A 26853-nucleotide genomic window follows, 5' to 3' on the forward strand; every position below is an offset into this window, starting at 1 on the left:
GACGGTCGCCATAAATGGCGACCCTACGAAACCGGTATTACGTTGGGCGGGTGAAAAACTGCGATTCACATTGGCGCGCGATCTCCCACAGCTTATTGCGAATCACCTGTTTCAGCTGCAGCGTGGATTGCGACTGCGGCTGATCGCGGCGGCTGATTAACATCACTTCAAACGGCAGCGGCTGCGCGACCGGCAACAGCTTGAGCTGGTCGGCATAACGGCAGGCGGTAAACAGATCGACAATCCCGACGCCGCCGCCCGCCAGCACCATATCGGCAATCACCGAATAGGTTTTGATCGACAGCGAAACCGCTGGATTGAGCCCTTTATCGCGCAGCGCGCGGTGCAGCACGCGACCGAGCGGATCCTGATTTTGCATCATCAGCAGGTTATTAGCGCACAGCCACTCCAGCGTCACCGGCTCATTGTGGGTGTGATCGCGCGGCAGCAACGCCACCATCGATGACTGAAACAGCGGCTCCGCCAGTAAATCCGCATCTACCTGCTGACCAAACACCAGCGCGAAATCGAGCTGATTCGCCATGATCATGCTGCACAAGGTGCTGAAATGCTCGGTGACCAGTTCCACGCTGACCGACGCTGCCTGTTGTCGCCAGTTCACCAGCGCTGGCGCTAACACCATCTGACCAAACGCATGAGCGGCACCGACGCGCACCGTTTGCCCTTCGCCGCGCCGCAGTTGCTCGGTGAGCTGGGTAATTGCTTGTAAACGTTGGTAGATGTCTTCCACTTCCGGCAGCAAACGCCGCCCTTCTGCCGTCACCACCATGCCCTGCGCGCGCCGTTCAAACAGCGCAAAACCAAGCTGCTGCTCGGCGTGATTAAGCACGCGGCTGACATTCGGCTGCGACACATTCAGCAAACGCGCCGCCGCACTGATGCTGCCGGTCTGCACAATCGCCTGAAACACCTCAATATGCCGCAGCCGCATGATTATTCGCCCCAGGTGGCTTCAAGCACGCGCAGCCAGTTGCCGTGGCAAATCTTCTCCAGCAGCGCACGCGAATAGCCGCGTGCCGCCAGCGCCTGCACCAGCAGTGGGAATCCGGCCACGTCTTTCAGATCGCCCGGCATGGTGGCGCCATCGAGATCCGAACCAAAACCAACGCCATCTTCCCCGACTTTTTCCAGCAGATACTCAACGTGGCGCACGATGGCATCGACGCCGGTCGGCGCATGGCGATCGCCATCTTCACGCAGGAACGGCACGGCAAAATTGACGCCGACAAAGCCGTTGGTTTCAGCAATCGCCGCCAGTTGGCGATCGGTGAGATTACGTGACTGCGCGCTGATCACATGCGCGTTGGAGTGGCTCGCCACCAGCGGCGCATCGCTGATCTCTGCGGTGTGCCAGAAACCTTTCTCATCCATATGCGACAAATCAACCATGATGCGGCGGCGATTACAGTCGCGTACCAGCTGCTTGCCCGCGGCCGTCAGGCCATTGCCGATATCCGGCGACGAAGGATAGAGGAACGGCACGCCGTCGCCGAACTGATTCGGGCGGCTCCACAGCGGCCCCAGCGTGCGCAAGCCGCTGGCGTAGAGCATGTCGAGCAATTCACCGTGGGTATCCAGCGCTTCCGCACCTTCAACGTGCATCACCACCGCTAACACCTTGTTGGCCATGCAGTGGCGAATATCGCGCACGCTGCGGCAAATCTTCACCTGGCCGTTTGAGGCCTGCTCAATGCGCAGTAGCAGCGCCAGCATAGAAAACGTCGCATCGCGCGCTGAGTTGATAATTTCCTGAGGAAAATCTGCGAGGTCTGGCGCACTTCTTGCAATCAGAGGGTGGGACGGCACCCAGGTGGCGAAAATGCCACCTGCCATATTTCCCTGATGGATACGCGGCAAGTCCATTTGGCCCGTTTTGGTGCCAGTAAAAAAGGCATTAACCGCGTCCGGCTGATGGTGCTGCCACAGCTTATTCAGCACATCGTTGTGGCCGTCAAAGACCGGAATATCGAGGGTCATCGAGTCAGACATGTTGTTCAGTTCCATGTTCGGGGGAAAGCGCAGCACTGCCAGCTGGCGGAGCAAATTGCACCAAAAAAGGGCGAGCACACGCGCGTGAAACAAATGGCTTAGAGCCGGTATTAATCCTCCGGCAGGTGCGTAAAGTCAAGACAAAAAACAATCAAATAACAATTTTTTATTTTAATTATCAATCAGTTGGGAGTTTACATGGTTACCAGAAGACGTTTTCTTGCAGGATGCACTGCTGTACCTGTTGTTTCCTACCTCAGCCTGAATTCATCCTTTGCCGCGACGCCGCCGACCATGCTGGTGATCGCGATGCAGCTCGATAACATCACCAGCCTCGATCCACACGAAAGCTTCGAAGCCACCGGTGGCCAGATTTGCGGCAACCTCTATCAACGTTTAGTCACGCCCGATCCAAAGCAAGCCGACAAAGTGATTGGTCAACTGGCACAAAGCTGGGACGTCAGCAGCGATAACGGCACTTACACTTTCCATCTCGATCCGGCGGCCAAATTCGCTGATGGTTCGCCGCTTACCGCAGAAGACGTGGCGTTCTCGATTGAGCGTATCGTCAAGCTGGATAAGAGCCCAGCCTTTATTATCAACCAATTCGGCTTCACCAAAGACAACGTGACGCAGCTGGTGACCGCGAAAGATGCGCACACCGTTGAGATGAAACTCGGCGCGCCGGCGGCCGAAACCTTCCTGCTCTACTGCTTATCCGCCACCGTCGGCAGCATCGTGTCGAAGAAAGCCTGTCTGGCGAACCAGCAGAACAACGACTTCGGTAACGGCTGGCTGAAACAGCACAGCGCCGGTTCCGGTGCCTTTACCCTGCGCACCTGGAATGCCAGCGAAACGGTGATTCTGGAGATTAGCCCGCAATATGCAGGTTCAAGCAAAACCAAACGCGTGATCCTCAAACACATCGCCGACCCGGCCGCGCAGGCGCTGATGCTGAAAAAAGGCGATGTCGATGCCGCGTATGACCTCACCACTGAACAGCTGCTGCAGGTGAAAAACGACAGCAGCGTGTCGCTGGTGAATCAGTCGCTGTCGGCCATCATGCTGATGTCGTGCAACACCAATAATCCGTACCTGAAAAAACCGCAGGTGTGGCAGGCGCTGAAGTGGGCGCTGGATTACGAAAGCATCCAGAAAAACATTCTGTCGATGAGTTTTGTCACCCATCAAAGCTTCCTGCCGAGCGGCTTCCCGGCGGCGCTGGACGATACGCCATTCCACAAAGATCTGGCGAAAGCCAAAGCGCTGCTGGCCGAAGCGGGTTATCCGGACGGTTTCGACATCACCCTCGATCACTACTCAATGCAACCGTATCCGGACATCGCGCAGGCGATTCAAACCCAGCTGGGCGCGATTGGCATCAAAGTGTCACTGATCGCCGCCGAAAACCGTCAGGTTCTGACCAAGATGCGTGCGCGTCAGCATCAGCTGGCATTGACCGTTTGGGGAGCCGATTACTTTGATCCTAACTCCAACACCGAAGCCTTCTGCGTTAACACCGACAACAGCGATAACGCGCGTGCGCGTACGCTGGCGTGGCGCTGCAGCTGGTCAGATGAAGAGTTCAACAAACTCACCGAGCAGGCGTTGCATGAGCCCGATCCAGCGAAACGCATCGCGCTCTATCAGCAGATTCAGCAGCTAGGTCGCGAGAAGAGTCCGTTCATTTTCATGATGCAGAAGACCAAAAACGTGGCCACCAGCAAAGCGCTGAGTGATGTTCACATGACCGTGCTGGAGCAGTGGCCGTATGCGCAGGTGAAAAAAGCCTGATGCCGTTACTGAAGAGAATCGTCAGCACCCTGGGAAGCCTGGTGCTGACGCTGTTTGGTCTGTCGGTGTTGACCTTTTTCATTGGCCGCGTCATGCCCACCGATCCGGTGCTGGCGGCGGTCGGTGATAACGCACCGCAATCGGTGGTCGAGCGCGTACGTGCGGAAATGGGGCTGGATCAGCCCCTTTACGTGCAGTTTGGTCACTACCTTAATCAACTGCTGCATGGCGATCTCGGTAAATCAATTCTCACCTCGAATCCGGTGATTACCGACATCGCCCGCTTCTTCCCCGCTACCATGGAATTGGCGACGGCGGCGATCATCATCGCGGCGCTGATCGGCATTCCGCTCGGCGTGTGGGCGGCGGTGCGTCAACGTTCGTGGGTCGATCAAACCATTCGCGTGATCTGTCTTGCCGGCCATTCGCTGCCGGTGTTCGTTCTGGCGCTGCTGAGCCTGCTGGTGTTCTACGCGGTGCTCGGCATTGCGCCCGGCCCTGGACGGCAGGACATCATCTGGCAGGATATGGTGCCGCAGGTCACCGGCTTCCTCACCATCGATTCGCTGCTGGCCGGGGAAATGGACGCCTTCTGGGATGCGCTGGCCCACATGGCGCAGCCGGTGCTGATTCTGGCCTACTTCAGCATGGCCTACATCACGCGTATGACGCGCACCTTTATGCTTAACGCGCTGAGCGGCGAGTTCGTGATCACCGCGCGCGCTAAAGGTTTGTCGTCACGGCGGGTGATTTGGCGGCATGCGTTTCCCACCGTGGCGGTTCAACTGGTCACGGTGCTGGCGCTGACCTACGCCGGATTGCTGGAGGGCGCGGTGGTGACGGAAAACGTCTTCGCCTGGCCCGGTATCGGCCAATATCTCACCACCTCGCTGATGAACGCCGACATGAACCCGGTGATCGGCGCCACCTTGCTGGTCGGCACCGTGTATGTGCTGCTCAATCAGCTGGCTGACCTTCTCTATCGACTTTGGGACCCGCGCGTAAAATGATCTTCTTCTCACGAGAATGGCTGCTCGACGACACGCCCGCCAATCGTCGCCAGGCGGTGTGGGGCCGGCGTTATCGCCTGTGGCTCAGCCTGCGCAGTAATCCGCTGGCGATGGCCGGACTGCTGGTGGTGGCGGTGATGCTGCTGCTGGCGCTGTTTGCGCCGTGGCTGACGCCGTTCGATCCCGGCGTGCAGCATCTGGAAAACCGTCTTGCGGCACCTTCCGCCGCACACTGGCTCGGCACCGATGAACTGGGGCGCGATGTTTGGACGCGCATTATCTATGGCGGCCGCACCACGCTCGGCATGGTGATCGCTGTGGTGCTGCTCACCGCGCCGCTCGGTCTGCTGATTGGCTGTATCGCCGGTTATGCCGGCGGTTTCATCGATAAAGCGCTGATGCGTTTGACCGACATCTTCCTCGCCTTCCCGCGTCTGATTCTGGCGCTGGCGTTTGTTGCCGCGCTGAAACCTGGCGTTGAGAGCGCGATTCTGGCGATTGCCCTGACGTCGTGGCCGCCGTATGCACGTCTGGCGCGCGCCGAAACGCTGCAGTTCCGCCACAGCGACTTTATCGCCGCCAGCCGTCTGACCGGCGCGTCACCGCTGCGCATTATTCTGCGCCACATCATGCCGCTGTGCGTGCCGAGCCTGATTGTGCGCGTCACGCTGGACATGAGCTCCATCATTATCACCGCCGCCAGCCTTGGCTTCCTTGGCATGGGCGCGCAGCCGCCGTCACCGGAATGGGGCACGATGATTGCTACCGCGCGTCGCTTCCTGTTCAGCGAATGGTGGGTGCCATTAATGCCGTGTATCGCGATTTTCCTGACGTCATTGGCGTTTAACTTTCTCGGCGACGGTCTGCGTGACGTGCTGGATCCCAAGGAGCGCTAAATGTTGGTGGAAATCGAGAACCTGCGCGTTGCCTTTCGCTCGCGCAGCGAAACCTTTGAAGCCGTGCGCGGCGTCAGTTTTAGCGTTGGCCGCGAGAAGTTCGCCATTGTCGGCGAAAGCGGTTCCGGCAAGTCGCTGACCGCGCGCAGCCTGATGCAGTTATTGCCGGGCAACGCGGAAGTCAGCGCCGATGTGCTGCGCTTTGATGGCATCGATTTGCGCGGTGCCAGCGAGAAGGTGCTGCGTAAAATTCGCGGCAAGCGCGTCGGTTTTATCCTGCAGGACCCGAAATATTCACTCAATCCGGTGATGACCATCGGCCAGCAGATTGCCGAAGCCTGGCGCGAGCACAAAGGCGGCAGCCATAAAGCGGCGATGCAGGCAGCGATTGAGCTGCTGGAGCAGGTGAAGATTCGCGATCCCGCAGCCGTGGCGAAACGCTATCCGCATGAAGTCTCGGGCGGCATGGGCCAGCGCGTGATGATTGCCATGATGCTGGCGCCCGATCCGGAACTGTTGATCGCCGATGAACCCACCAGCGCGCTGGATGCCACCGTGCAGGCGGAGATCCTCAAGCTGATTGACGAATTGGTCTCGGCGCGCGGCATGGGGCTGATCCTGATCAGCCACGATTTGCCGCTGGTGTCGCACTTCTGCGATCGCGTGGCGGTGATGTACGCCGGCCGCATCGTCGAGCTGCTTGATGCCGGGCAGTTGCAGCAGGCGCAGCATCCTTACACGCGCGGTTTGCTGGCGTGTTTGCCGTCATTGCGCCATCCGCGCGCGCGTTTACCCGTATTGCAGCGCGATGCCGCGTGGCGCGAATAATTAGCCTGGTCGCCATAAATGGCGCCCCTACCGTAGGGTCGGCATTCATGCCGACCGTTTCACGGTTTGCACGGAACAACCCATGATTCAAATCGATAACCTGCGCATCCACTTCGGTGCGCACACGGCGGTGAAAGACGTCAGCTTCTCGGTCGGTAACGGCGAAAGCTTTGGCCTGGTCGGTGAAAGCGGCTCGGGCAAATCCACCATCCTGCGCGCGCTCGCTGGGCTGAATGCCGACTGGCAAGGCAGCATGCTGTTTGGCGGCATGCAGCTCAGCGCTAAACGCAGTCGCGCCTTCTATCGTCAGGTGCAGATGGTGTTTCAGGATCCGTTTGGTTCGCTGCATCCGCGTCAAACCATTGATCGCATCCTGCACGAACCGCTGCTGGTGCATCAGCTCGATCGCGCCGAACAGCGCATCAGCCAGGCATTAGGCGAAGTGGGCTTGCCCGCCTCGGTACGTTTCCGCTATCCGCATCAGCTGTCGGGCGGCCAGCGTCAGCGCGTGGCGATTGCGCGCGCGCTGATCGCCGAACCGGAAGTGCTGCTGCTGGATGAGCCAACCTCGGCGCTGGATGTGTCGGTGCAGGCCGAAATCCTCAATTTACTCAGCGATCTACGCAGCGAACGCAAACTCACCTACATTATGGTGACGCATAACCTCGCGGTGGTAACGCACCTGTGTCAGCGCATTGGCGTGATGCAGAATGGCGAGATGGTGGAGCAGCTGAGCGCCGACGATCTGCGCGCGCGGCGCATCCAGCATCCGCATACCGCCCAACTTTTCGATCTCAGCATGACGCTGGAGGAACCGGCATGACCGCTCACTGGCAACACGCCGCGGATGTCGCACAACAGATCACTGAAAGCTGGCAACAGCCGGGCGCCCCGGGCGGCGCAATGGTGCTGTTTGATGCGCACCAGATCCACTCAACGCACTGTGCCGGACTGGCTGATTTGGCGCAGCAAACGCCGTTCAGCGCCGACAGCGTGGTGCGTTTCGCCTCGATCACTAAACATCTGTTTGCCGCGCTGGTGACCGGGCCGGGACGTCGCTACCTCAAGCTCGACGATGCGCTGGTGCAGCATCTGCCGCAGCTGAGCGGAGCCAACGGCCAAATCACCGTCGGCCAGGCGCTGGATATGAGCAGCGGTTTGCCGGACGTGCGTGAAACCTTATCGCTGCTGGGATTGTCGGTGTACAACGCCACCCGCGCCGACGACCTGCTGGATTTTATCGCGCGCGAAGGCCAGCTCAACTATGCGCCCGGCAGCGAAATCTCCTACACCAACACCGGCTATCGGCTGGTGGAAGAAGCACTGAAAGCCAAAGGCGTGTTATTCAATGATCTGCTGCAGCAGTACATCTGCGATCCGCTGGATATCAACCTGATTGCGCCGGAAAGCTGGTTCGATATCGTGCCCGGTTTGGTGCCTGGCTACTGGCAAAACGGCGCGCAGTGGCAGCTTTCCAGCGCCGGTTTGCATCTCTCGGCATCGGGCAGCGTGACCGGCAGCCTGCATCATCTGACGCGCTGGCTGCAAAGCCTGCTGGCCGATAGCGGACCGGGGGCAGGCGTGCTGCAGCGCCTGAGCGCGCCGCGTAATCTCAACGATGGCCGCACCAGCGGATACGGTTTGGGCATCACCAGCTCGACGCTCGGCAGCCAGACGCTGTTTGGTCACGGCGGTTCGCATGCCGGTTATAAGAGCTATTTCCTGCTGCATCCGGAACTGAAAATCGGCGTGGCGCTGGTCGCCAACCGCGAAGATGTCACCACGTCGGAAAGCGTGCTGCGGGTGATGGCGGCGCTGCTCAATCGCGCGTTACCGGAGAAAGGACACGATTTAACGCCCGGACTTTACGTGGCGCAAGACGCCGCCGACTGGCTGGAGATTAAAGGCGTGACCGCCACCTGGCTCGGCGCAGGCGAAACCTTGTGGCGTGACGATGTGCACGGCACGGCGGTGTCGCTCTCCAGCACCTTCCCGATGCGGTTACGTCATGATGGCGCGGCGATTGTCGGTGAGATTGGCCATGCCGCACGACGTTTTGTGCCGGTGCAGGCCGATCAGGCCAGTCTCGATAATCTGCAAGGCCGCTGGTTCGCGCCACAGTGGCGCAGCGAGTTAGTGATTGAGGGCGACAGCTTAATCATGGGCATTGGCCCGGCAGCGATTCGCGCACGTTTGCAGTCGCTGGGCAACGATCGCCTCTTAGCCACCGCGCAGGATGGACCGTGGGAGAAGCGCTTCGCGATTGCGCGCGAAGGCGACACGCTGCGGCTGCTGTTGAACCGCAGCCGCGTGGTGACGTTTACACGTTAACGCATTGTAATTTTCCAGGTGCGCATAAATGCGCACCCTACAAAACCGTCGTAGAGGCGCCATTTATGGCGACCGTTTTATGCGATACGGTGACGTAATCTTCCGATCTTTTCGATTTCTACTTCAATCTCATCGCCGGGGAACATAAACAGCGGTGGCGTGCGTTTTTTACCGACGCCGCCCGGTGAACCGGTGATGATCACATCGCCTGGCGACAGCGGGCTGAACGCGGAAATGTACTCGATGATCTTCGCCACCGGATGCACCATGCTGGCGGTGGTGTCGTTCTGCACTTCGCGCTGATTGAGCCAGGTTTTGATCGCCAGCTGCTGCGGATCGGGGATCTCGTCGGCGGTGGTCATCCACGGCCCGAAACCGCCGGTTTGCTGCCAGTTTTTCCCGGCGGTGAACCAGGTAAACTGCATGTCGCGCACCGTGGCATCCATAAAGCAGCTGTAACCCGCAACGTGATTCAGCGCATCAGCGGCTTTCACCTGATAGGCCGCTTTGCCAATGATCACCGCCAGTTCGCCTTCGTAATCAAATTCCTGCGTGGTCGCGGGTTTCATCAGCGGCTGCTCGTGCGCCGCCAGCGAATCCGCGAAACGCACAAACAGCGTCGGCGCTTCAATCGTCTCGGCAAACTCTTTGCGTTTGTCGGCATAGTTCATGCCAACACAGAACACTTTGCCAGGATTTTCCACCACCGGCAGGAAGCGAATGGCGCTAAACGGGTGATCAACCGGCATTGAAACGTAGGCGTCGAGATCGCTTAACGCGCCGCGTTGCAGCAAGGTTTTCAGGTCCGGGCAGTCAGCGCCGAGACGTGCGCCGATATCAATCACGCCCTCTTGCTGCACAATACCGTAACTTTTTCTTTGCTGGTCAATAATATAAAAACTGCAGAGCTGCATGACTGCCTCGTTGTTATATATAAATTGCGCGCAGGTTAGCAAAATTCAGCAGGAAATGCGGACCGACCTGATGATTTAGCGCGGCCGCCATAAATGGCGCCCCTACGATCACGACTGCGTGCTCGCCAGATAGGAGAAGGCGCTCAGCAGGCTGATTAACGTGTTCATGTTGTCCGCGCGATAACCAACGGTGACCGCATCAATGCGCATCACGCCGGGAATCAGGCTGAACAGATCCGCCAGCACCGGTTTGCTGGCTTGCAGTTGCATCTCGTAAGGCGCGCTCGACCGCGTGGTGCTGATCTGGCGTTTGCGCTGCACCGCAGCCGTTGCCGCAGCGCGAATGGCGTTCTGCGCTGCCTGCGGGCTGATGGATTCGGCACAGGTGTGTGAGATGGCGCGTTTCACACAGACGTAATCCACCGAGGGATAATGCTTGGCAATCCAGCCTTTAAGCTGATCGTCACCGCTTACCAGCCACAGCGGCGTGCCCTGTTCGGCAGCGGCTGCGGCGTAGATATCGGTCTCGCCCATCACTTTACCGTTGATGTGAATGCGCCAGAACGCACGGCCATTAATGGTGTGCGCCAGCACGCCCGGTTCGCCCGCCGCGCTGTGATAGCCGATAAAGAACAGGCCATCAAACGGCTGCTGCTCAATGCCTTCCACCATCGATAAGCCACGCGGTTTGCCTTGCACCATGCGCGCGCGGGGATCGATATTTTCCGCGCGTAGGTTGGTCATCTGCGCGTGGCTGTCGGCCACCACCACTTCCGTCGCGCCACCGGCAAAGGCGCCATCAATGGCGGCGTTGACTTCTTGTTCCATGAGGCCGCGCGCCAACTGATATTCGGCGTGGCCCGGTGAACACTGTTCAGGGCGCATGACGCCGGCGATGCCTTCGATGTCAGCAGAGATGAAGATTTTCATGAGGTTGGGTTCCATGCGGTTATTGGCAGAGGTCGCCATGAATGGCGACCCTACGACGCGGTCAATCGATCTAATACTTCCGTTAACGACGGGCGATGATGGCCACGAAAACCGGTGACAGATTCGGCACTGAGTAAGGCATCCAGCACCGCGTGTTCGGTGGCATCGGCGGCGGCGGCGAGCAGCGGTTCCAGCATGGACTCTTCTGGCGGTTGCGGCTGCGGCTGGGTGGAAAACGCCAGCGCGATATCGCCCGAACCGTGGCCCCAATAGCTGCCTAGTCGTCCCAAACCGGCCCCGGCGCGTTTGGCGACGCGCTTCAGCTGACGTGCATCGAGCGGCGCATCGGTCGCCATAATAATGATGATGGAACCGGCATCGCGCTGCGGCGTCAGTTCCGGCAGCAGCGGTGCGATCATTTCGCCGAGGCGCACGCCATCCAGCGTCAGCGCGGTCAACGCGCCGAAGTTCGCCAGCACCAGCACGCCCAGCGTGGCATTGAGCGACGGAATCATGCGCGACGCCGTACCAATGCCGCCTTTTAAACTGAAACAGCTCATGCCGCGCCCGGCACCCACGCTGCCGCGATCGAAATCTGTCGTGGCGTCATAGAGTGCTTGCTGCGCCATCGTTTCAGTGATCGCCAGCGCCTGAATATCGTTGAGCCAGCCGTCGTTGCACTCCAGCGCCAGCGGATTGACCGTGGGCAAGCTGCGGCCCAACTCGCTGTTGCGGCTGATGGCATCGCGCACCAGCGTGGTAAACAGCGTGCCGACCGCCAGCGTGTTGCTCAGCAGAATCGGCGTTTGCAGCACGCCCAACTCTTCAACCTGCACCAGACCAACCGGCTTGGCGAAACCGTTAAACACCGCCGCCGCACAAGGCAGCGGCTGGGTAAACAGATTGTCGCCCGGCGGCACAATCGCGGTGACGCCGGTTTGTCGCTCGCCATCGGCTAACGTGTAGTGACCGACGCGCACGCCCGGCACGTCGCTAATACGATTGGTTGGCCCGCTGGCGCTGCGCGGTTGTCCCAGCTGGCGCTCGCTGCGCCAGCGTTGCAGCAGCAGGTCGCGCTGCAGTTGTTGAAAGTCCATGCTTAGCTCTTCAGTTTGGGATCGAGCGTGTCGCGCAGCGCATCACCCAACAGGTTAAACGCCAGCACGGTAATGAATATCGCCAGACCCGGAAACACGCTGACGTGCCACAAGCCAGCCATCATCATGCTGCGGCTCATCGCCAGAATATTGCCCCACTCCGGCACATCGGGTTCCGGGCCGAGACCGATAAAACTCAGCCCGGCGGCGGTCAGAATACTGGTGCCGATACGCATAGTGAAATAGACAATCACGTTTGACAGCGTGCCCGGCAGAATGTGGCGCAGCAGAATCACGCGGTCCGGCGCACCGGCACAGCGCACCGCTTCAACATACGCTGCCTGTTTCAGCGACAGCGTGGACGCACGCACGATGCGGGCAAACACCGGCACGCTGAAGATCGCTACCGCGATGATGACGTTGTTGAGTCCCGGACCGAGAATCGCCACCACCGCAATCGCCAGCAGCATGCCGGGAAAGGCGAACAGCACGTCAGAGCCACGCATAATCAGCATATCGATCCAGCGTCCGTAATAGCCCGCCAGCAGGCCGAGCAGCACGCCAACTACCATGCCGAGCGTTACCGACAACACGCCCACATACAGCGAGATACGCGCGCCAAAGATGATGCGGCTGAACAGATCGCGCCCCAGTTCGTCGGTGCCCATCCAGTGCGTGCTGGAGGGCGGCGATGACAGCGCCATCCAGTCGGGTGCCATTGGATCCCATGGCGCCAGCCAGGGCGCGAAAATGGCCACCAGCACCAGCAGCAGCACAAAGCCGCCGGAGACCAGCGCCAGCGGATTACGCACCAGCGCGTGCAGGAAATCGCGCCACGGCGAACGGATCGCCTCCTGCGCGTGGGCAGGCAGAGATTGCAGACTCATCAGGGCTCCTGTCGCAGGCGAATCGCTGGGTTGACCACGGCGTACAGCAGATCCACCAGCAGGTTAATGATAATAAATTCAAACACGAACAGCATGACTAACGCCTGGATCACCGGTTGATCCTGCGCTTTGATCGACTCGATCAACAGCCAGCCCAATCCCGGCCAGTTGAACACGCTTTCGACCACGATCGATCCGCCGAGCAGAAAACCAAACTGCAAACCGAGCATGGTGATCACCGGGATCAACGCATTGCGCATCACGTGTTTCCACGTCACCAGCCGATTACGCAGCCCTTTGGCTTTCGCGGTGCGCACGTAATCTTCCTGCGCCACTTCAAGAAACGCCGAGCGGGTGAAGCGCGCCATCACCGCCGCCACCGAAGAACCGAGCGTGATCGCCGGTAATACGATGTCGCTGGGTTGGCTGAAGCCGCTGACGGAGAACAGGCCAAACGGCATGGCGACGAACTGGATCAGCAGCAGGCCGAGCCAGAAAGTGGGCATCGAGATGCCGCCGACGGCGACGCTCATTAAGGTCCAGTCCTGCCATTTACCGCGTTTCAGGGCGGCAAACACGCCGAGGAAAAGGCCCAGAATCACCGACCAGGCAAAACCGGCCAGCGCCAGCCACAGCGTGGGCATAAAGCCCTGCTTGATCACCTCCAGCACCGGCTGTTGAGTGCGGTAAGTGACGCCCAGATCGCCGCGCAGCAGGCCACCGATCCAGTTGATATATTGCTGCGGCAGCGGATCGTTAAGTCCCAGATGCTGACGCGCTGCTTCCACCGCGGCCAAAGGCGCATCCGGTCCGGCGTAGATACGCGCCGGATCGCCAGGCAGCAGTTTGATGAAGCCGAAGACCAGCAGCGAGACCACCAGCAATACGGGGATCATCTCCAGCAGTCGGCGAATGATGTATGCGAACATGCGGTTCCTTTATTTTTTTGGGATGGTGCTGGTTGCTCCCAGATGGTGCTGGCTGCCCCCAGATCGTGCTGGCTGCCCCCCATCCCGGCCTTCCCCCGCAAGCGGGGGAAGGAGACGCTGCCACATGCAGCTTCATCACTGGCATGTGGCAGCATCTTCCTCCCCCATTTATGGGGGAGGACCGAGGAGGGGGACAGCGAGCACCCAACCCCACCCAACCTTTATTTAAACGTCGCCTGATTAAACAGGAAGTTGCCATCCGGCAGCATCGACACACCGCTCAGCGTGCTGCGTTTGCCGACCAGATTGTCTGGCGTGCCGAGGAAGGCGACTGGCGCCTCTTTCCACAACACTTTCTGCGCTTCGGCGTAGGCTTCGCCACGCTTAGCTGGATCGGCGGTGGCTAGGCCGCCGGCAATCGCTTTGTCGGCTTCGGCGTTGCTGAAGTACGAGACGTTATACGAGGTCGGCACCCAGGATTCGGTGGCGTAGAGTGGACGCAAGGCCCAATCGGCATCACCGGTTGATGTCGACCAGCCGCCGTAATAGAGATCAAATTCTGCCGCTTTCGGGTCCTTCACGCCCCACAGTTTGGCGTTGCGCGTGCCGGAATCCATCGGCGTTACCGTGGCGCGAATGCCCACCGTTGCCAGCTGCGCTTTTAATACCTGCGCGGCACGCACGCTGGCGGTGGCGTTGGTGACCCACAGTTTGAGATCGAGGCCGTTCGGATATCCGGCGGCTTTCAGCAGCGCTTTGGCTTCATCCGGCGCATAGCGATAGTTCGGCGCGCTCTGCTTCTGGTAGAACTGCACGCCTTGCGGAATCGCCGAGCTGGCCGGTTTGCCCATGCCGGCAAACGCCACTTTCAGCCACAGATCGCGGTCGATGGCGTAGTTGATCGCCTGACGCACGCGCACATCAGCCAGCGGTTTGTGCTGGGTGTTGATCGCCATGTAATAGAGATAAATGCTCGGATCGCGCTGCACCGCCAGTTTGCTGTCGCTCTGCACGGTGGCGATCAGATCGGATGGCAGCGGCCAGATCGCATCCACCTGCCCAGATTTCAGCGCCGCCACGCGCGTGGCATCTTCCGGGCTTGGCGAGAAGATCACGTTATCCACTTTTGGCCAGCCTTTTTGCCAGTAGCCGTCGTACTTCGCCAGCGTCACGGCTTTACCCGGCTGCCAGGTGACGAATTTGAACGGGCCGGTGCCGACCGGATGCAGACGCAACTGCGCTTCTTCCGGATACTGCTTGAGAATCGCCGGGCTCCACATTACCGCCGACGGATGCGCCAGGGTGTTGATGAAAGCACCAAACGATTGGTTCAGATCGATTTTCACCTGGTCCGGCGCCAGCACCGTTACCTTCGCAATCATCTTGTAGAGGCTGTTGCGCTTGAGGCCTTTGGTCTGGTCGGCAAGGCGATCGAGGTTGGCTTTTACCGCTTCGGCATCGAACGGCGTGCCATCCTGGAAGGTCACGTCTTTACGCAGCGTCAGGGTAAATTCGGTGGCGCTGTCGTTGCTGGTGTAGCTGGTAGCCAGCCACGGCTGCAGCTTCATCCTGGCATCGAACTGGAACAGACGTTCGAAGATGCCGCTCTGCACCGAGTAGCTGACGTTATCGGAGGTATCGTGCGGATCGAGGCCGGTGATGTCGGCATACATCGAAATGCGCAGATCCTGCGCCTGAGCGGCGGCGGCCAGCGAGAGGGTCAATCCCAGCGCGAGCGCAGTACGGCGGAAAATCGGGTTCATGAAATCTCCTGGTATTGAGGGTTAGCGCGAAACACAATCAGCGACCCAGTGTTGCGGAGCAACCTGGCGATAACGCGGTTTAACGACCGTTTCTCCCACCTTGCGCAGCGGCGACGGAATTTCGCCGTCCTCGAAAGTGCGGGGTTGACGGTTCTGGGGATCGGCCACCGGCACCGAGGCCAGCAGACGTTGGGTATACGGATGTTGCGGCTGGTTGAACACCGATTGACGCGGCCCCAGCTCAACAATCTGGCCGAGATACATCACCGCCACGCGGTTAGCGATACGTTCCACCACCGCCATATCGTGCGAGATAAAAATCCACGCCACGCCGGTTTGCTGTTGCAGATCCATCATCAGGTTCACCACCTGCGCCTGAATCGACACATCCAGCGCCGAGACGGCTTCGTCGGCGATGATCACTTTGGGTTTCAACGCCATGGCGCGCGCAATGGCGATACGCTGACGCTGACCGCCAGAAAATTCATGCGGATAGCGCTGCGCGTGTTCCGGCAATAAGCCCACGCTTTTCAGCAACGCATCGACCTGCGGCGACGCGTCTTCCAGCGACTTGACCATGCCGTGCAGCAGCAGCGGTTCGGCAATGGTAAAGCCGACGGTGAGACGCGGATTGAGCGAGGCGTAAGGGTCCTGAAACACCATCTGAATTTCACGACGCAGCGGCTGGAACTGCGCCTCTTTCAGGTTGGCGATTTCATTGCCCTGGAAATGAATGCTGTCGGCGTCGCTGTTGATCAGCCGCATCAGCGCGCGACCGGTGGTGGATTTACCGCAGCCGCTTTCGCCGACAATCGCCAGGGTTTCGCCCGGCCATAGACTGAAATCGATCTGCTCCACCGCGTGCACCTGATGGGTGAGCGCCGAGAAAATGCCGCTGCGAATTGGGTAATACACTTTCAGGCCGCGTACATCCAGCAGCGGCGTTTCGTCGTAGCGCGCGGTGCGCTGCTCGCTGTTATCGCTGGCATTGCTGCCCAATAGCGGAAAACGCTGCGGCCATGCGTGTTCGCGCATATCGCCGAGCTTCGGCACTGCGGCCAATAATGCTTTGGTGTAGGGATGCTGCGGCGCGTTGAAGATTTCAGTTACCGTGCCCTGCTCAACCACTTCGCCGCGCAGCATCACCACCACGCGATCGGCGATTTCTGCCACCACGCCCATGTCGTGGGTGATGAACAGCACCGCCATCTGTTTCTCGCGTTGCAGGTCGCGCAGGATGTGCAGAATGCGCGCCTGCACCGTGACATCCAGCGCGGTGGTCGGCTCATCAGCAATCAGCAGCTGCGGATCGCAGGCCAGCGCCTGGGCAATCATCACGCGCTGGCGCATGCCGCCCGACAGCGAATGCGGATAGCTTTTCATCACCCGATCGACATCAGCGATGCGCACCTGGCGCAGTAATTCACGTGCGCGCGCCTCGGCCTGACTTTTGTCGCAAATCTGATGATCCCGCAGCGCTTCGGTCAGCTGATCGCCGACGCGCAATACCGGATTGAGCGAGGTCATCGGCTCCTGAAAAATCATCGCCATTTCGCGGCCACGTAAAGCACGGCTCTGGGTTTCATTCAGCGTGGCAAGCTGATGCGCGTTGCCCTGACGATCACGGAACTGCATGCTGCCCCGATCGATACGCCCGGATGCGGCCAGCAAGCCCATTACCGCCAGCGAGGTGACCGATTTACCCGAGCCACTTTCACCGACCACGGCGACAATTTCGCCCTGATGAATGTTAAAGCTGATGCCCTTCAGCGCCTGATTTTCGCCGCTGCGGCCGCGAAAACTGACGCTGAGATCCTGAATCGCGAGCACCGGTGCTGAACCGGCAACGCTGGCGGCGTTGGGTGTAAGTAAAGTGTCCGTCATCGTTGCTCCGCGTGCGGGTTACAGCCAGATTTGGCCTTGAGCGTAAGAAAGGAAGGGCGAGCTATCGGCGGCCAGCCAGATTGGGCCATCGAGATCGACATGCTCAGCGGCAATCGCCACCGGCAGCGCTGCTTCCATCGCCAGTGAAGAGCCGAGCATGCAGCCAACCATCAACCGCATATCAAGCTTCTGCGCCTCATCCACCATCGCCAGCGCTTCGGTTAACCCGCCGCACTTATCCAGCTTGATGTTGATCATCTCGTAGCGATTACGCAGCGGCGCGATGTCTTCACGTGTGTGGCAACTCTCATCGGCACACACCGGAATAGGGTGCGCGAAGCGCTGCAACGCCTGATCCTGGCCCGCCGGCAGCGGCTGCTCGACCATCGCGATGTTAAAACTCGCCAGCGCGTTGAACAGGCTGGGCAAATCCACGCCCGACCAGGCTTCATTGGCATCAATGATTAAGGTGGCGCGCGGCGCGGCCTGACGAATCGCAGCGACTTTTTCCAGAATCTCGTCGCGATTGAGTTTGATTTTCAGCAGGATGGCGCCGCGTGATACCGCGTCGGCAGCGGCGGCGGCCATGTTCTCGATGGAATCGAGGCTGAGGGTTTCGGCGGTGATCACCGATGGCGGCTGACGACGCTCGCACTGTTGCCACAGCGTGTGCTTCACCAGCGCGGCATCAAGACGCCACAGCGCGCAGTCCAGCGCATTACGCGCTGAACCGGCAGACACACGGCTTTGCAGATCAAGGCGGCTCAGGCCCGCTTCCATGTCGGCGCGCAGCGCTTCCAGTTCGGCGTTGACGCTTTCTGGCGTTTCATCGTAGCGCGGCGTGGGCGTACATTCGCCGCGGCCAATAAAGCCGTTCTGCTCCAGCGTCACGCGAATTACCGTAACCGCCGTGCGAGTGCCACGTGAGATGGCAAACGGACGCGCCAGCGGCAGCTCCAGCACTTCAATCTGCATGCGCCGCATAATTAGCCACGCTCCTGCAGCAGCGCGGCGATATCCGCCATGCCGAAACGCACCGGATCGGTGGCTGGCACGCCGAATTCTGCGCTGATTTCTGCGCAATAGGCGCGCGCTTCTGCTTCGCTGTAGTTTGAGGTGTTGATGGCGAAACCGGCCAGCTGCACCGCGTCGCTGGTGACGTGCGCCGCGCGCAGGTTGGCTTCGACGCAATCTTTCAGGCTGACCATCGGCTGATGCGGCAGATGACGCATATGCGGACGGCCCATTTCATGGCACATCACCAGCCAATGCGGTTGCGCACCGTGAATCAAGCCCATGCTGACGCCAGCGTAAGAAGGATGGAACAGCGAACCCTGACCTTCAACGATATCCCAGTGATCGGCGTCATTGGCTGGTGACAGCGCTTCGACCGCACCGGCGATGAAGTCGGCAATCACCGCATCAATCGCGATACCTTCGCCTGCCACCAAAATGCCGGTCTGGCCGGTGGCGCGGAAATCGGCTTTCATGCCGCGTTCGCGCATCGCGGCTTCCAGCGCCAGCGAGGTGTACATCTTGCCTACCGAGCAATCTGTGCCGACAGTAAGTACACGCTTACCTGTGCGCTTTTTACCGCTGCCTACTTCCAGTTTTGGACGCATATGACGCAGGTCGAACAGCTCAACACCGAACTCTTTGGCCAGCGCCACCAGCTCCGGCTCATCCACCAGACGATGGTGCAAACCGCTGGCCACGTTCATCCCGGCAGAGATGGCGCTTTTTACCGTGTCGAGCCAATGCGCGGACAAGTAACCGCCGGCATTCGCGGTGCCGAGCACCAGCGTTTTGGCACCGCGCGCTTTGGCAGCGGCAATGTCGAGGACGTCGAGGCCCAGCGATACGGTGCAGCCCGGCAGTTTGATTTCGCCAACGCACTGCTCTGGACGCCAGACGTGGATGCCGCGGGCGGTTTTAGCGGCCAGTGGATCGGTTACGTCGCCGAGGAAGAGTAAATAAGGTTGTGGGATCAGCATGATGTTTCTCATTTCAGACGGTTTATAGGGCCTGAATTGACTATTTCATGCAGAAGATGGGGTGACGAATGCTTGTTTAGTTGCGGGGTATAACGTGCGGCTATAGCCAGATCGAAATCTGATGGCTGAAGGATTTTATCAGCAAGTTAGGGAGAAAATGGGGGGAATTGCGGCTGGAGAGATAAGAAAACAGTTGATAACCACAGGTCGATCCGTGACCGCGATTATCGAGGGTATTCTTTTAGCGCTGGATTAATGCTGTGCGCCTGGCGGTACGTGCTTGAAGGTTTCAACATAAGCGTTAAACACGTAGCGGAAAAAGCGTTTCATAAGGCACCTGGTTCAAAAATTGTTGAAGAAATACGCAAAAAGTATAGCCTCTGAGCGTTTTTACCGCAATTATTTTTGAAGTAGATCACATAATGAAGGGAAATTGGGAGTTGAGTGATGCAGTTAAAAGCGGTCACCATGAATGGCGACCCTACAAATTAAAACCAACCTAAGTGCTGGCCCAAAATGGTGCAGCCAATGCTGATCAGCACTACGCCGCCCAACACTTCGGCCCATTTACCCATCACCGGACCGATAAAGCGGCCCACCAGCACGCCGGTGGTCGCCATAATGGTAGTGGCGGCGCCGATGGTGACGGCGGTCATGATGATATTCACTTGCAGGAACGCCAGGCCAACACCGACGGCCAGCGCATCAAGACTGGTGGCGACAGCGGTTAACGCCAGCACCATAAAACCGTGACGCTGCGGCGCTTCGCAAGGCTCATCGGCGGTTTGACGGAAACCTTCCATTATCATACGGCCGCCCAGCACGGTTAACAGCACGAACGCCACCCAGTGATCCCACGCCATGATGTAGCGGCTGGCCGCGAGGCCAATCGCCCAGCCAATCAGCGGCGTTAACATTTCGATGACGCCAAAGATCAAACCGGTACGCAGCGCTTCTTTGAAATTTGGGCGATGCAGCGATGCGCCTTTGCCCAATGCTGCGGCGAAAGCGTCCATCGACATGCCAAAGGCCAAAATCAGGGTTGCGATAAATGTCATGGGTTTTCAATCAATGCTGCGGAACAGGCGCCAAAGCCGCTACTTCTCCGCATTTATTGTTCAGTAATGAAAAAGTGCGCGCAGTCTAACACGCAAAAACGGCAAAAAAAAGACAGTAAAATCAGGGATTTAAGTATAGCAAAGGCTATAACTCTTAACTTTCGCTATTTTTGACGCTAAGTGAATGGAATAGAAGAAATTTCTTAGCGCGATTCGGCACGGGGATTGCACCGTAGCGCGGTTTTATGCGCTAATGCCCGCGCTAACTGATTTGGATAATGACCATGAATAACCCATTCGAAACGCTGATCATCCCAGGCGGCATTCTGCTGCTGGGCTTTCTTTCTGCCCTGCTGCTGCCCGCGCCTTCATTTGGTATTGAGCTGGCAAAACAGCTGCAGGAAAGCCTGCATCTGATGGATGTTAATCAGCTGTATACCATCGTCTTTAGTTTGTGGTTTTTACTGCTGGGCGCGATTGAGTTTTTCGTCATTCGCTTCCTGTGGCGCCGCCGATCGCGCTGATCATTTTTTCAGCAAGGTGATGCATTTTTCTTCTGGCGGGCACCCACGCCCAAGCTGAAATTCATCACCACAAAAATGTAACATTACTTTTACACGATATGGCGAAATATCGCGCAACATAAAATCCGCATAAATAATCAATTTAGTTAAAGTCCATAATTTTCAAAGCATTAAAATGTGACACACCTCACTCACCGTTTTCAACCCCATCAAAAGCACTCACAATAGCGTAACAACTGCATTACGCTAACCGTCTGATTAAGAGATAAAAATCCCTTATGACCACGGGGTTGAGCTGATTAATTCTTATGCTGAATCATTTCCGCCTTTAAAAAATAAACAAACGTTTAATTCCGATACGAGAATGTTATATTCGAATGCATATGCATAACGTGCAGTTAACCGTTATCGTCCCCATGACTTATACCTGAGTCTTAACCTTTGAGAGATAGCGCCACGCGCTCGAAAGAAGCGCGGCTATTTCGCCTGCGAACCTGTTGAGCTTCAGGTCAACAGAGAGAGGAGATGTCGCCTCATGAGTACTACTGCGGTAAATCTGGCGCTCGCCGCCGCTGGCATGGAAAGTGCAAACCTTCAGGAACGAAAAGACGTCGACGTACTGCTGATTGGCGCAGGCGTGATGAGTGCGACTTTGGGCGCATGGCTGCAAGATCTCGAACCTGACTGGTCGATTGAGATGGTTGAACGTCTTGATGACGTGGCCGTTGAATCCTCTAATGGCTGGAACAACGCCGGAACCGGTCACGCCGCGCTGGCAGAGCTCAACTATACGCCGCAGAAGGCGGATGGCAGCATCGACATCGCCAAAGCGGTGGCGATTAACGAATCGTTCCAGATTTCGCGCCAGTTCTGGGCGTATCACGTTCAGAAAGGCAACCTGCGCAATCCTAAAAGCTTTATCCACAGTACGCCGCACATGAGTTTCGTCTGGGGCGACGATAACGTTGAATTCCTGCGCAAGCGTTTCAATGCGTTGCAGAAAAGCACGCTGTTCCGTGGCATGAATTACTCTGAAGACCGTGATCAAATCACCGAGTGGATTCCGCTGGTGATGAACGGCCGTGACAGCAAGCAAAAAGTCGCAGCCACCAGGACCGAAATGGGCACCGACGTGAACTTCGGTGAAGTAACGCGTCAGCTGATTGCCTCTTTAGAGAAGAAAGCCAATTTCCGCCTGCGTCTGCGCCAGGAAGTGCGCGATATCAAACGCCTGAGCGACGGTCGCTGGCAGGTCACTCTGCATAATCTGGCCAGCGGCGAAAATCGCGTGCTGACCACGCGCCAGCTGTTTATTGGTGCGGGCGGCGCGGCGTTGCCGCTGCTGCAGAAATCCGGCATTCCAGAAGTGAAAGGTTATGCCGGTTTCCCGGTGGGCGGTTCATTCCTGGTGACGGAAAATCCTGACGTAGTCAAACAGCACATGGCGAAGGTGTATGGCAAAGCCAGCGTCGGCGCACCGCCGATGTCGGTGCCGCACGTCGATACCCGCGTACTGGATGGCAAGCAGGTGCTGCTGTTTGGGCCGTTTGCGACCTTCTCGACCAAATTCCTCAAGCAGGGTTCGCTGCTGGATATGTTCGGCGCGATGAACACCAGCAACCTCAAGCCGATGGTGCAGGTTGGCCTGAAGAGCTTCGACCTGGTGAAATATCTGGTTGATCAGGTTTTGCAAAGCGACAGCGATCGTATGGAAGCGTTGCGCGCTTACGTGCCGCAGGCGAAGCAGGAAGACTGGCGTTTAGTGACTGCCGGCCAGCGCGTGCAGATCATCAAGAACGATACCGTGGAAGGCGGCGTGCTGCGTCTCGGTACCGAAGTGGTGACCTCGGAAGATGGCTCGATTTCTGCCTTGCTGGGTGCATCACCGGGCGCCTCCACCGCCGCACCGATTATGCTCGAGCTGATGGCGAAAGCCTTCCCGGAACAGATGCGTTCGCCGGAATGGCAGACCAAAATTCGCATGGTGATCCCATCGTGGGGACGCAAGCTGAACGGCGACGTCGCATTGACCGAGAAAGTGCTGGCCGATACCAGCCGCGTGTTACAACTCGACTACGAGCCGGTAATTACACCGGATGCCGCCAACGATGAAGCGCGCGAAACGGCGCACGTGGTGGGGAAGTAATAAGGTAGTTCTAGCCTGGTCGCCATGAATGGCGACCCTACAAATGCTTCGGTGCGCATATATGCGCACCGAAGCATCTAGCTGAGCAGCACCGCGTCGTACAACATCCACACAGTTGTCGCCACCAGCGACAGCGCCATCAAACTGTTAAACGCCTGACGTTTCCACGCAACCTGCAGATGGCTGCGCAGGCGATCGCCCAGCGCTGCCCAAATCAAAATGCACGGCAGATTCAGTGCCGCGAATCCCAGCAGCACCGTCAGCACGCCGTTGCTGTTGGCGTACATCAGCGCCACGTTGGTGACCATCAGCCAGGCTTTTGGGTTTACCGCCTGGAAACAGATGCCGCCAATTAACGTCATCGGGCGCGGACGTTCGCGCAGTTGCGGTGCGCCGGCATGGAAAATCTTCCAGGAAAGCCACAGCAGATAGCTACAGCCAACCACCGTCAGCGGCAGGCGAATCGCGCCCATCCAGTGCAGCAGCGCATCGAGCGCCACACTCGCCAGCAGCATCTGTATCGCACAACCCAGCAGGATGCCAAACAGCATCGGCAGCGTGCGTTTAAAGCCAAAATTCACGCCTGAGGTCGCCAGCAAGAGATTGTTCGGGCCTGGCGTGATCGACATAACGGTGACGTAGCTAAAGAATGAGGGATCAAGCATGATGCGCTTCCTGAAGAATCAATGATGTCTTCATGCTAGTGCGAACGCAGCAATGGAAACAGAGACACAAAACCACTATTGTAATGGATACAGTTGTCTCAAAAATGAATTGTACCCACTGCGCGCGGAGGCTTTTGTGTCCCTTCCACTTTCATCTGGCCAAACGCTGTATCAGCAGCTGGTCGATAGCTTTGCCGAGTCGATTCATCAGGGCACGTTGAAGCCCGGCAAGCGGCTGCCAGCGATACGTCGCGTGGCACAATCGCATCAGGTAAGTATCAATACCGTGCTCAATGCGTGGCAAATTCTCGAAGATCGCGGCCTGATCGAATCGCGTCCGCAGTCGGGTTATTACGTGCGTGGCGTGCTGCCCGCCGTAACGCGCCCTGTCAAACCGCTGCCGGCAAAAATCAACGATCCCAGTGCGCAAAAGCTGGAGCTGATTGAGCAAGTGTTCGCGGCGCAAAATAATCCCGATTACACCAATATCTCGCTGGCCTGTCCGCAGGATGGCACTTTCTATCCGGCGGCGCGAATAGCGCGAATTACTGCGTCGATTTTGCGCCAGAATCCCGACATTATCGGACGCTATGCGCTTCCACCTGGTAGTGAGCGCTTACGGGAGGAGATTGCGCGTCGCGCTCTGCACAACGGCATCAACCTGCCGCCGCAGGCGATCACACTGACGCACGGCTGTATGGAAGCGCTCCAGCTGGCGCTGCGTGCGGTGACCAAACCTGGCGATTGTATTGGTCTGGAATCGCCAACCTATTTCTTCCTGTTCCCGCTGCTGGCGTCGCTGGGTTTGAAGGCGCTGGAAATTCCCACCGATCCGCAGCAGGGACTGTCGCTGGATGCGCTGGAGATGTTGTTACAGGAGAAGCGGATTCAGGCGGTGATCGCCATGCCGGGCGCGCAGAACCCGTTGGGATATGTGATGCCGCTGGAAAACAAAAAGCGGCTGGCGAAGTTAGTGAACACTTACCACGTTCCGCTGCTGGAAGATGGTTTGTATGACGAATTGCAGTTTGAGTGGCCGCTGTCGCCGCCGGTGAAGGCGTTTGATAGCGATGGTTGGGTGATTTACTGCACCAGCTTTACCAAAACTGTGGCGCCCGATTTCCGCGTCGGCTGGACTGCCGCGGGACGTTTTCATGACGCTATCGCCCACCTCAAAGCGGTTTCGTCGATGGCGGAATCACGCTTGTTAAGTGAAACCCTGGCCGAATTTCTTGCCAGCGGCGGCTACGATCACCATCTGCGCACGCTGCGTCGGCGCTATGCCGCCAATCTGGATGCGGCGCGCGGTATTCTGGCGCGCCACTTTCCACAGGGCACGCGCGCTACCCTGCCGCGCGGCGGGTTTGTTTTTTGGGTCGAACTGCCGGGAAATATTGATACCGTGGAGATGTTTCATCGTTTGCTGCAGGAGCAAATCTGTGTGACGCCAGGCGCGCTCTACTCGCTGAGCGATCGTTATAAACACGCCTTGCGTCTCTCCTGCTGCTATCCGTTTGATGAGCGTTATACGTGGGCGTTGCAGCGCACCGGCGCGCTGGCCTGCGAAATGACAGGTCTCGCGCCGGGACAGGATCAGGGTTTGCCGTTGCGGCCCCAGGTGGTGTAAGGCTCGCGCTCGGTCAGACGCTCGTAATAGGTCTGTACCGCCGGGAAGTTAGGATGATCCAGCGGGGTTTCAAACCAGCGGTTCACCGCCAGTCCAACCGGAATATCCGCCAGCGAGAAATTGCGGCCTGCGACGTAGCGCCCGGTTTTCTCCAGATGCTGGTTGAGAATGTTCATGGTGTGCGTCCAGCCTTTTACGGCCGCCGCCAGCAAGCGGGGATCCTGATGCGCTGGCGAGTTGCGCACCAGTGACATAAACGCATAGCGCCATGAGGTATTGAGTTCGGTGGCTTGCCAATCCATCCACTGATCGACCGGCGCGCGCGCGCGAGGATTACCGGGATAGAGCCATTCGCCGCCATTGCTGTTAGCGAGATAGCGCAGAATGGTGTTGGATTCCCACAGCACGAAGTCGTCCTCGATAATCACCGGGACCATGGCGTTGGGATTGAGCGCCATAAACTCTGGCGAGTGCAGCGATTGCGGATCATCGCCCCAGGGTTCTAATTCGTATGCAATATCGAGTTCTGCACACAGCCACAAAACTTTTCGCACGTTAATTGAAGAAGTACGGCCAAGAACTTTTAACATTGTGGACTCCGATTCCAGAATTCTTAATCTATTCATAGCCCTGTTGCTGGCCTTTCGCAATCAGCAGGATGTAAATCCCGATTTCAGACAACCTCAACGAGGAAGGAGTGACAATGAAGGTCGCATTTAAACAGGTGGATGTGTTTACCTCATCGGCGTTTAAAGGGAATCCGCTGGCGGTAATTATGGATGCACAGGGATTGAGTGACGCGCAGCTGACGGCGATTGCGCGCTGGACCAATCTGTCCGAAACCACCTTTGTGCTGCCGCCACAGAATGTGGCGGCAGATTACCGCGTGCGCATTTTTACCGTGGAAGGTGAATTGCCGTTTGCCGGGCATCCGACGCTTGGCACCGCGCATGCGCTGCTGGAAGCGGGCTGGCCGCTGAAAACGCCAGGCAAAATCGTGCAGGAGTGCGGCGTGGGGTTGGTTGAGGTGAAAATCAGCGACGACGGCGCGCTGGCCTTTGCCGCACCCGCCGCTCGCTTAACGCCCTTCAGCGATGCGCTGATGAGCAGCGCGCTGAACAGTGAAGCTTTCGATCTCAGCCAAACGCCGACCATCGTTGATATGGGCATCCGCTGGCTGCTGATTCCGATGAGTAGCGCGCAAGCGGTGCTGGATGTGGTGCCGTCAGCCGCCGATTTACACCGTTTACAACAGCATGCTGAGGTTAACGGCACGGCGATTTTTGGCGCGTTACCAGCAGGTGAAAACGAGCAGTATGAATTGCGCGCATTGCTGGTTGAGAACGGCAGTTTGACCGAAGATCCAGTGACCGGCAGCGCCAACGCCTGTCTGGCACGTTACTTCGAGGCGAACCACCAAACGCGGGATTATCGGGCGCGTCAGGGCAGCGCGATTCAGCGTGAAGGTCGGATTCAAGTGAGTTTTACGGATAAGGCGATCTGGATTGGCGGCCAAACCGTGACGGTGATTGATGGGACGATTGATCTGTAAGGTTGCCATTTATG

At 58.2% G+C, this 26853-nt stretch carries 24 protein-coding genes; 10 read left to right on the forward strand and 14 right to left on the reverse strand.

Features of this window, described 5'->3' with window-relative positions; genetic code table 11:
- Positions 1–37: 37 nt before the first annotated feature.
- Together NQH49_RS18515 and NQH49_RS18520 are read right to left on the reverse strand one after the other, a co-directional pair.
- Positions 38–952 carry a LysR family transcriptional regulator gene (locus tag NQH49_RS18515; RefSeq protein WP_256697765.1) on the reverse strand — a complete coding sequence of 305 codons (915 nt, stop codon included), beginning with the start codon at positions 950–952 and terminating at the stop codon, positions 38–40.
- 2 nt (positions 953–954) lie between these two features.
- On the reverse strand, positions 955–2010 hold the full coding sequence (locus tag NQH49_RS18520; protein WP_256697767.1) for a dipeptidase: 1056 nt from the start codon (positions 2008–2010) through the stop codon (positions 955–957).
- Between the two features lie 198 nt (positions 2011–2208).
- Between NQH49_RS18520 and NQH49_RS18525 the strand changes: the two genes are divergently transcribed.
- The 6 genes from NQH49_RS18525 (at position 2209) to NQH49_RS18550 (ending at position 8869) form a co-directional block, all read left to right on the forward strand.
- On the forward strand, positions 2209–3804 hold the full coding sequence (locus NQH49_RS18525) for an ABC transporter substrate-binding protein (protein WP_256697769.1): 1596 nt from the start codon (positions 2209–2211) through the stop codon (positions 3802–3804).
- Complete coding sequence (locus tag NQH49_RS18530; RefSeq protein WP_222235037.1) at positions 3804–4814, forward strand: ABC transporter permease; 1011 nt, start codon at positions 3804–3806, stop codon at positions 4812–4814. Before NQH49_RS18525 ends, NQH49_RS18530 begins: the two co-directional genes overlap by 1 nt.
- Positions 4811–5710: an ABC transporter permease gene (locus NQH49_RS18535; RefSeq protein WP_154157288.1), complete on the forward strand. Its 900-nt coding sequence runs from the start codon at positions 4811–4813 to the stop codon at positions 5708–5710. Before NQH49_RS18530 ends, NQH49_RS18535 begins: the two co-directional genes overlap by 4 nt.
- Complete coding sequence (locus tag NQH49_RS18540) at positions 5711–6538, forward strand: ABC transporter ATP-binding protein (protein ID WP_256697771.1); 828 nt, start codon at positions 5711–5713, stop codon at positions 6536–6538.
- A gap of 82 nt (positions 6539–6620) precedes the next feature.
- On the forward strand, positions 6621–7361 hold the full coding sequence (locus NQH49_RS18545; RefSeq protein WP_256697772.1) for an ABC transporter ATP-binding protein: 741 nt from the start codon (positions 6621–6623) through the stop codon (positions 7359–7361).
- On the forward strand, positions 7358–8869 hold the full coding sequence (locus NQH49_RS18550) for a serine hydrolase domain-containing protein (protein WP_256697773.1): 1512 nt from the start codon (positions 7358–7360) through the stop codon (positions 8867–8869). The genes NQH49_RS18545 and NQH49_RS18550 overlap by 4 nt, the downstream gene beginning before the upstream one ends.
- A gap of 77 nt (positions 8870–8946) precedes the next feature.
- On the opposite strand, the gene NQH49_RS18555 is transcribed toward NQH49_RS18550, so the two are convergent.
- The 10 genes from NQH49_RS18555 to mntP all read right to left on the reverse strand — a co-directional run bounded on the left by NQH49_RS18555 (position 8947) and on the right by mntP (position 20325).
- Positions 8947–9783: a fumarylacetoacetate hydrolase family protein gene (locus NQH49_RS18555; protein WP_256697774.1), complete on the reverse strand. Its 837-nt coding sequence runs from the start codon at positions 9781–9783 to the stop codon at positions 8947–8949.
- 108 nt (positions 9784–9891) lie between these two features.
- A complete protein-coding gene (locus NQH49_RS18560) occupies positions 9892–10713 on the reverse strand; it encodes a M55 family metallopeptidase (protein ID WP_256697775.1) in 822 nt (273 codons plus the stop codon).
- A gap of 50 nt (positions 10714–10763) precedes the next feature.
- Complete coding sequence (locus NQH49_RS18565; protein ID WP_256697777.1) at positions 10764–11810, reverse strand: DmpA family aminopeptidase; 1047 nt, start codon at positions 11808–11810, stop codon at positions 10764–10766.
- 2 nt (positions 11811–11812) lie between these two features.
- The gene (locus NQH49_RS18570) at positions 11813–12697 is read right to left on the reverse strand and encodes an ABC transporter permease subunit (RefSeq protein ID WP_007891891.1); all 885 of its coding nucleotides are present in this window, start codon (positions 12695–12697) and stop codon (positions 11813–11815) included.
- A complete protein-coding gene (locus NQH49_RS18575; protein ID WP_256697779.1) occupies positions 12697–13626 on the reverse strand; it encodes an ABC transporter permease in 930 nt (309 codons plus the stop codon). The genes NQH49_RS18570 and NQH49_RS18575 overlap by 1 nt, the downstream gene beginning before the upstream one ends.
- Before the next feature lie 221 nt (positions 13627–13847).
- A complete protein-coding gene (locus NQH49_RS18580; RefSeq protein WP_256697780.1) occupies positions 13848–15389 on the reverse strand; it encodes a glutathione ABC transporter substrate-binding protein in 1542 nt (513 codons plus the stop codon).
- 21 nt (positions 15390–15410) lie between these two features.
- Positions 15411–17273 (reverse strand): ABC transporter ATP-binding protein, encoded by a 1863-nt coding sequence (locus NQH49_RS18585; protein ID WP_256697781.1) that lies wholly within the window; start codon positions 17271–17273, stop codon positions 15411–15413.
- A gap of 18 nt (positions 17274–17291) precedes the next feature.
- Complete coding sequence (dgcA, locus tag NQH49_RS18590) at positions 17292–18257, reverse strand: N-acetyl-D-Glu racemase DgcA (protein ID WP_256697782.1); 966 nt, start codon at positions 18255–18257, stop codon at positions 17292–17294.
- 2 nt (positions 18258–18259) lie between these two features.
- Positions 18260–19267 (reverse strand): N-acetyltransferase DgcN, encoded by a 1008-nt coding sequence (gene dgcN, locus NQH49_RS18595; protein ID WP_256697783.1) that lies wholly within the window; start codon positions 19265–19267, stop codon positions 18260–18262.
- 488 nt (positions 19268–19755) lie between these two features.
- Positions 19756–20325, reverse strand: a complete 570-nt coding sequence (gene mntP / locus NQH49_RS18600) for a manganese efflux pump MntP (RefSeq protein WP_256697785.1) — start codon at positions 20323–20325, stop codon at positions 19756–19758.
- 284 nt (positions 20326–20609) lie between these two features.
- On the opposite strand from mntP, the gene NQH49_RS18605 reads away from it, so the two are divergent.
- Positions 20610–20849, forward strand: a complete 240-nt coding sequence (locus tag NQH49_RS18605) for a DUF1158 domain-containing protein (protein ID WP_007891898.1) — start codon at positions 20610–20612, stop codon at positions 20847–20849.
- Positions 20850–21384: 535 nt separating this feature from the next.
- Positions 21385–22995, forward strand: coding sequence for a malate dehydrogenase (quinone) (gene mqo, locus NQH49_RS18610; RefSeq protein WP_256697786.1), 1611 nt, complete (start codon positions 21385–21387; stop codon positions 22993–22995).
- Positions 22996–23072: 77 nt separating this feature from the next.
- Here mqo and NQH49_RS18615 read toward each other — a convergent pair whose 3' ends face one another.
- On the reverse strand, positions 23073–23660 hold the full coding sequence (locus NQH49_RS18615; RefSeq protein ID WP_256697787.1) for a LysE family translocator: 588 nt from the start codon (positions 23658–23660) through the stop codon (positions 23073–23075).
- A 136-nt stretch (positions 23661–23796) separates the two neighbouring features.
- Here NQH49_RS18615 and NQH49_RS18620 point away from each other — a divergent pair, with 136 nt between their 5' ends.
- The gene (locus NQH49_RS18620) at positions 23797–25287 is read left to right on the forward strand and encodes an aminotransferase-like domain-containing protein (protein ID WP_008106646.1); all 1491 of its coding nucleotides are present in this window, start codon (positions 23797–23799) and stop codon (positions 25285–25287) included.
- Here the strand turns inward: NQH49_RS18620 and NQH49_RS18625 are convergent.
- On the reverse strand, positions 25254–25877 hold the full coding sequence (locus NQH49_RS18625) for a glutathione S-transferase family protein (protein WP_256697788.1): 624 nt from the start codon (positions 25875–25877) through the stop codon (positions 25254–25256). The genes NQH49_RS18620 and NQH49_RS18625 overlap by 34 nt on opposite strands.
- 113 nt (positions 25878–25990) lie before the next feature.
- Between NQH49_RS18625 and NQH49_RS18630 the strand changes: the two genes are divergently transcribed.
- On the forward strand, positions 25991–26839 hold the full coding sequence (locus NQH49_RS18630) for a PhzF family protein (RefSeq protein ID WP_256697789.1): 849 nt from the start codon (positions 25991–25993) through the stop codon (positions 26837–26839).
- The last annotated feature ends 14 nt before the right edge of the window (positions 26840–26853 follow it).

It is taken from the genome of Pantoea trifolii (assembly GCF_024506435.1).
Lineage (GTDB): Bacteria > Pseudomonadota > Gammaproteobacteria > Enterobacterales > Enterobacteriaceae > Pantoea > Pantoea trifolii.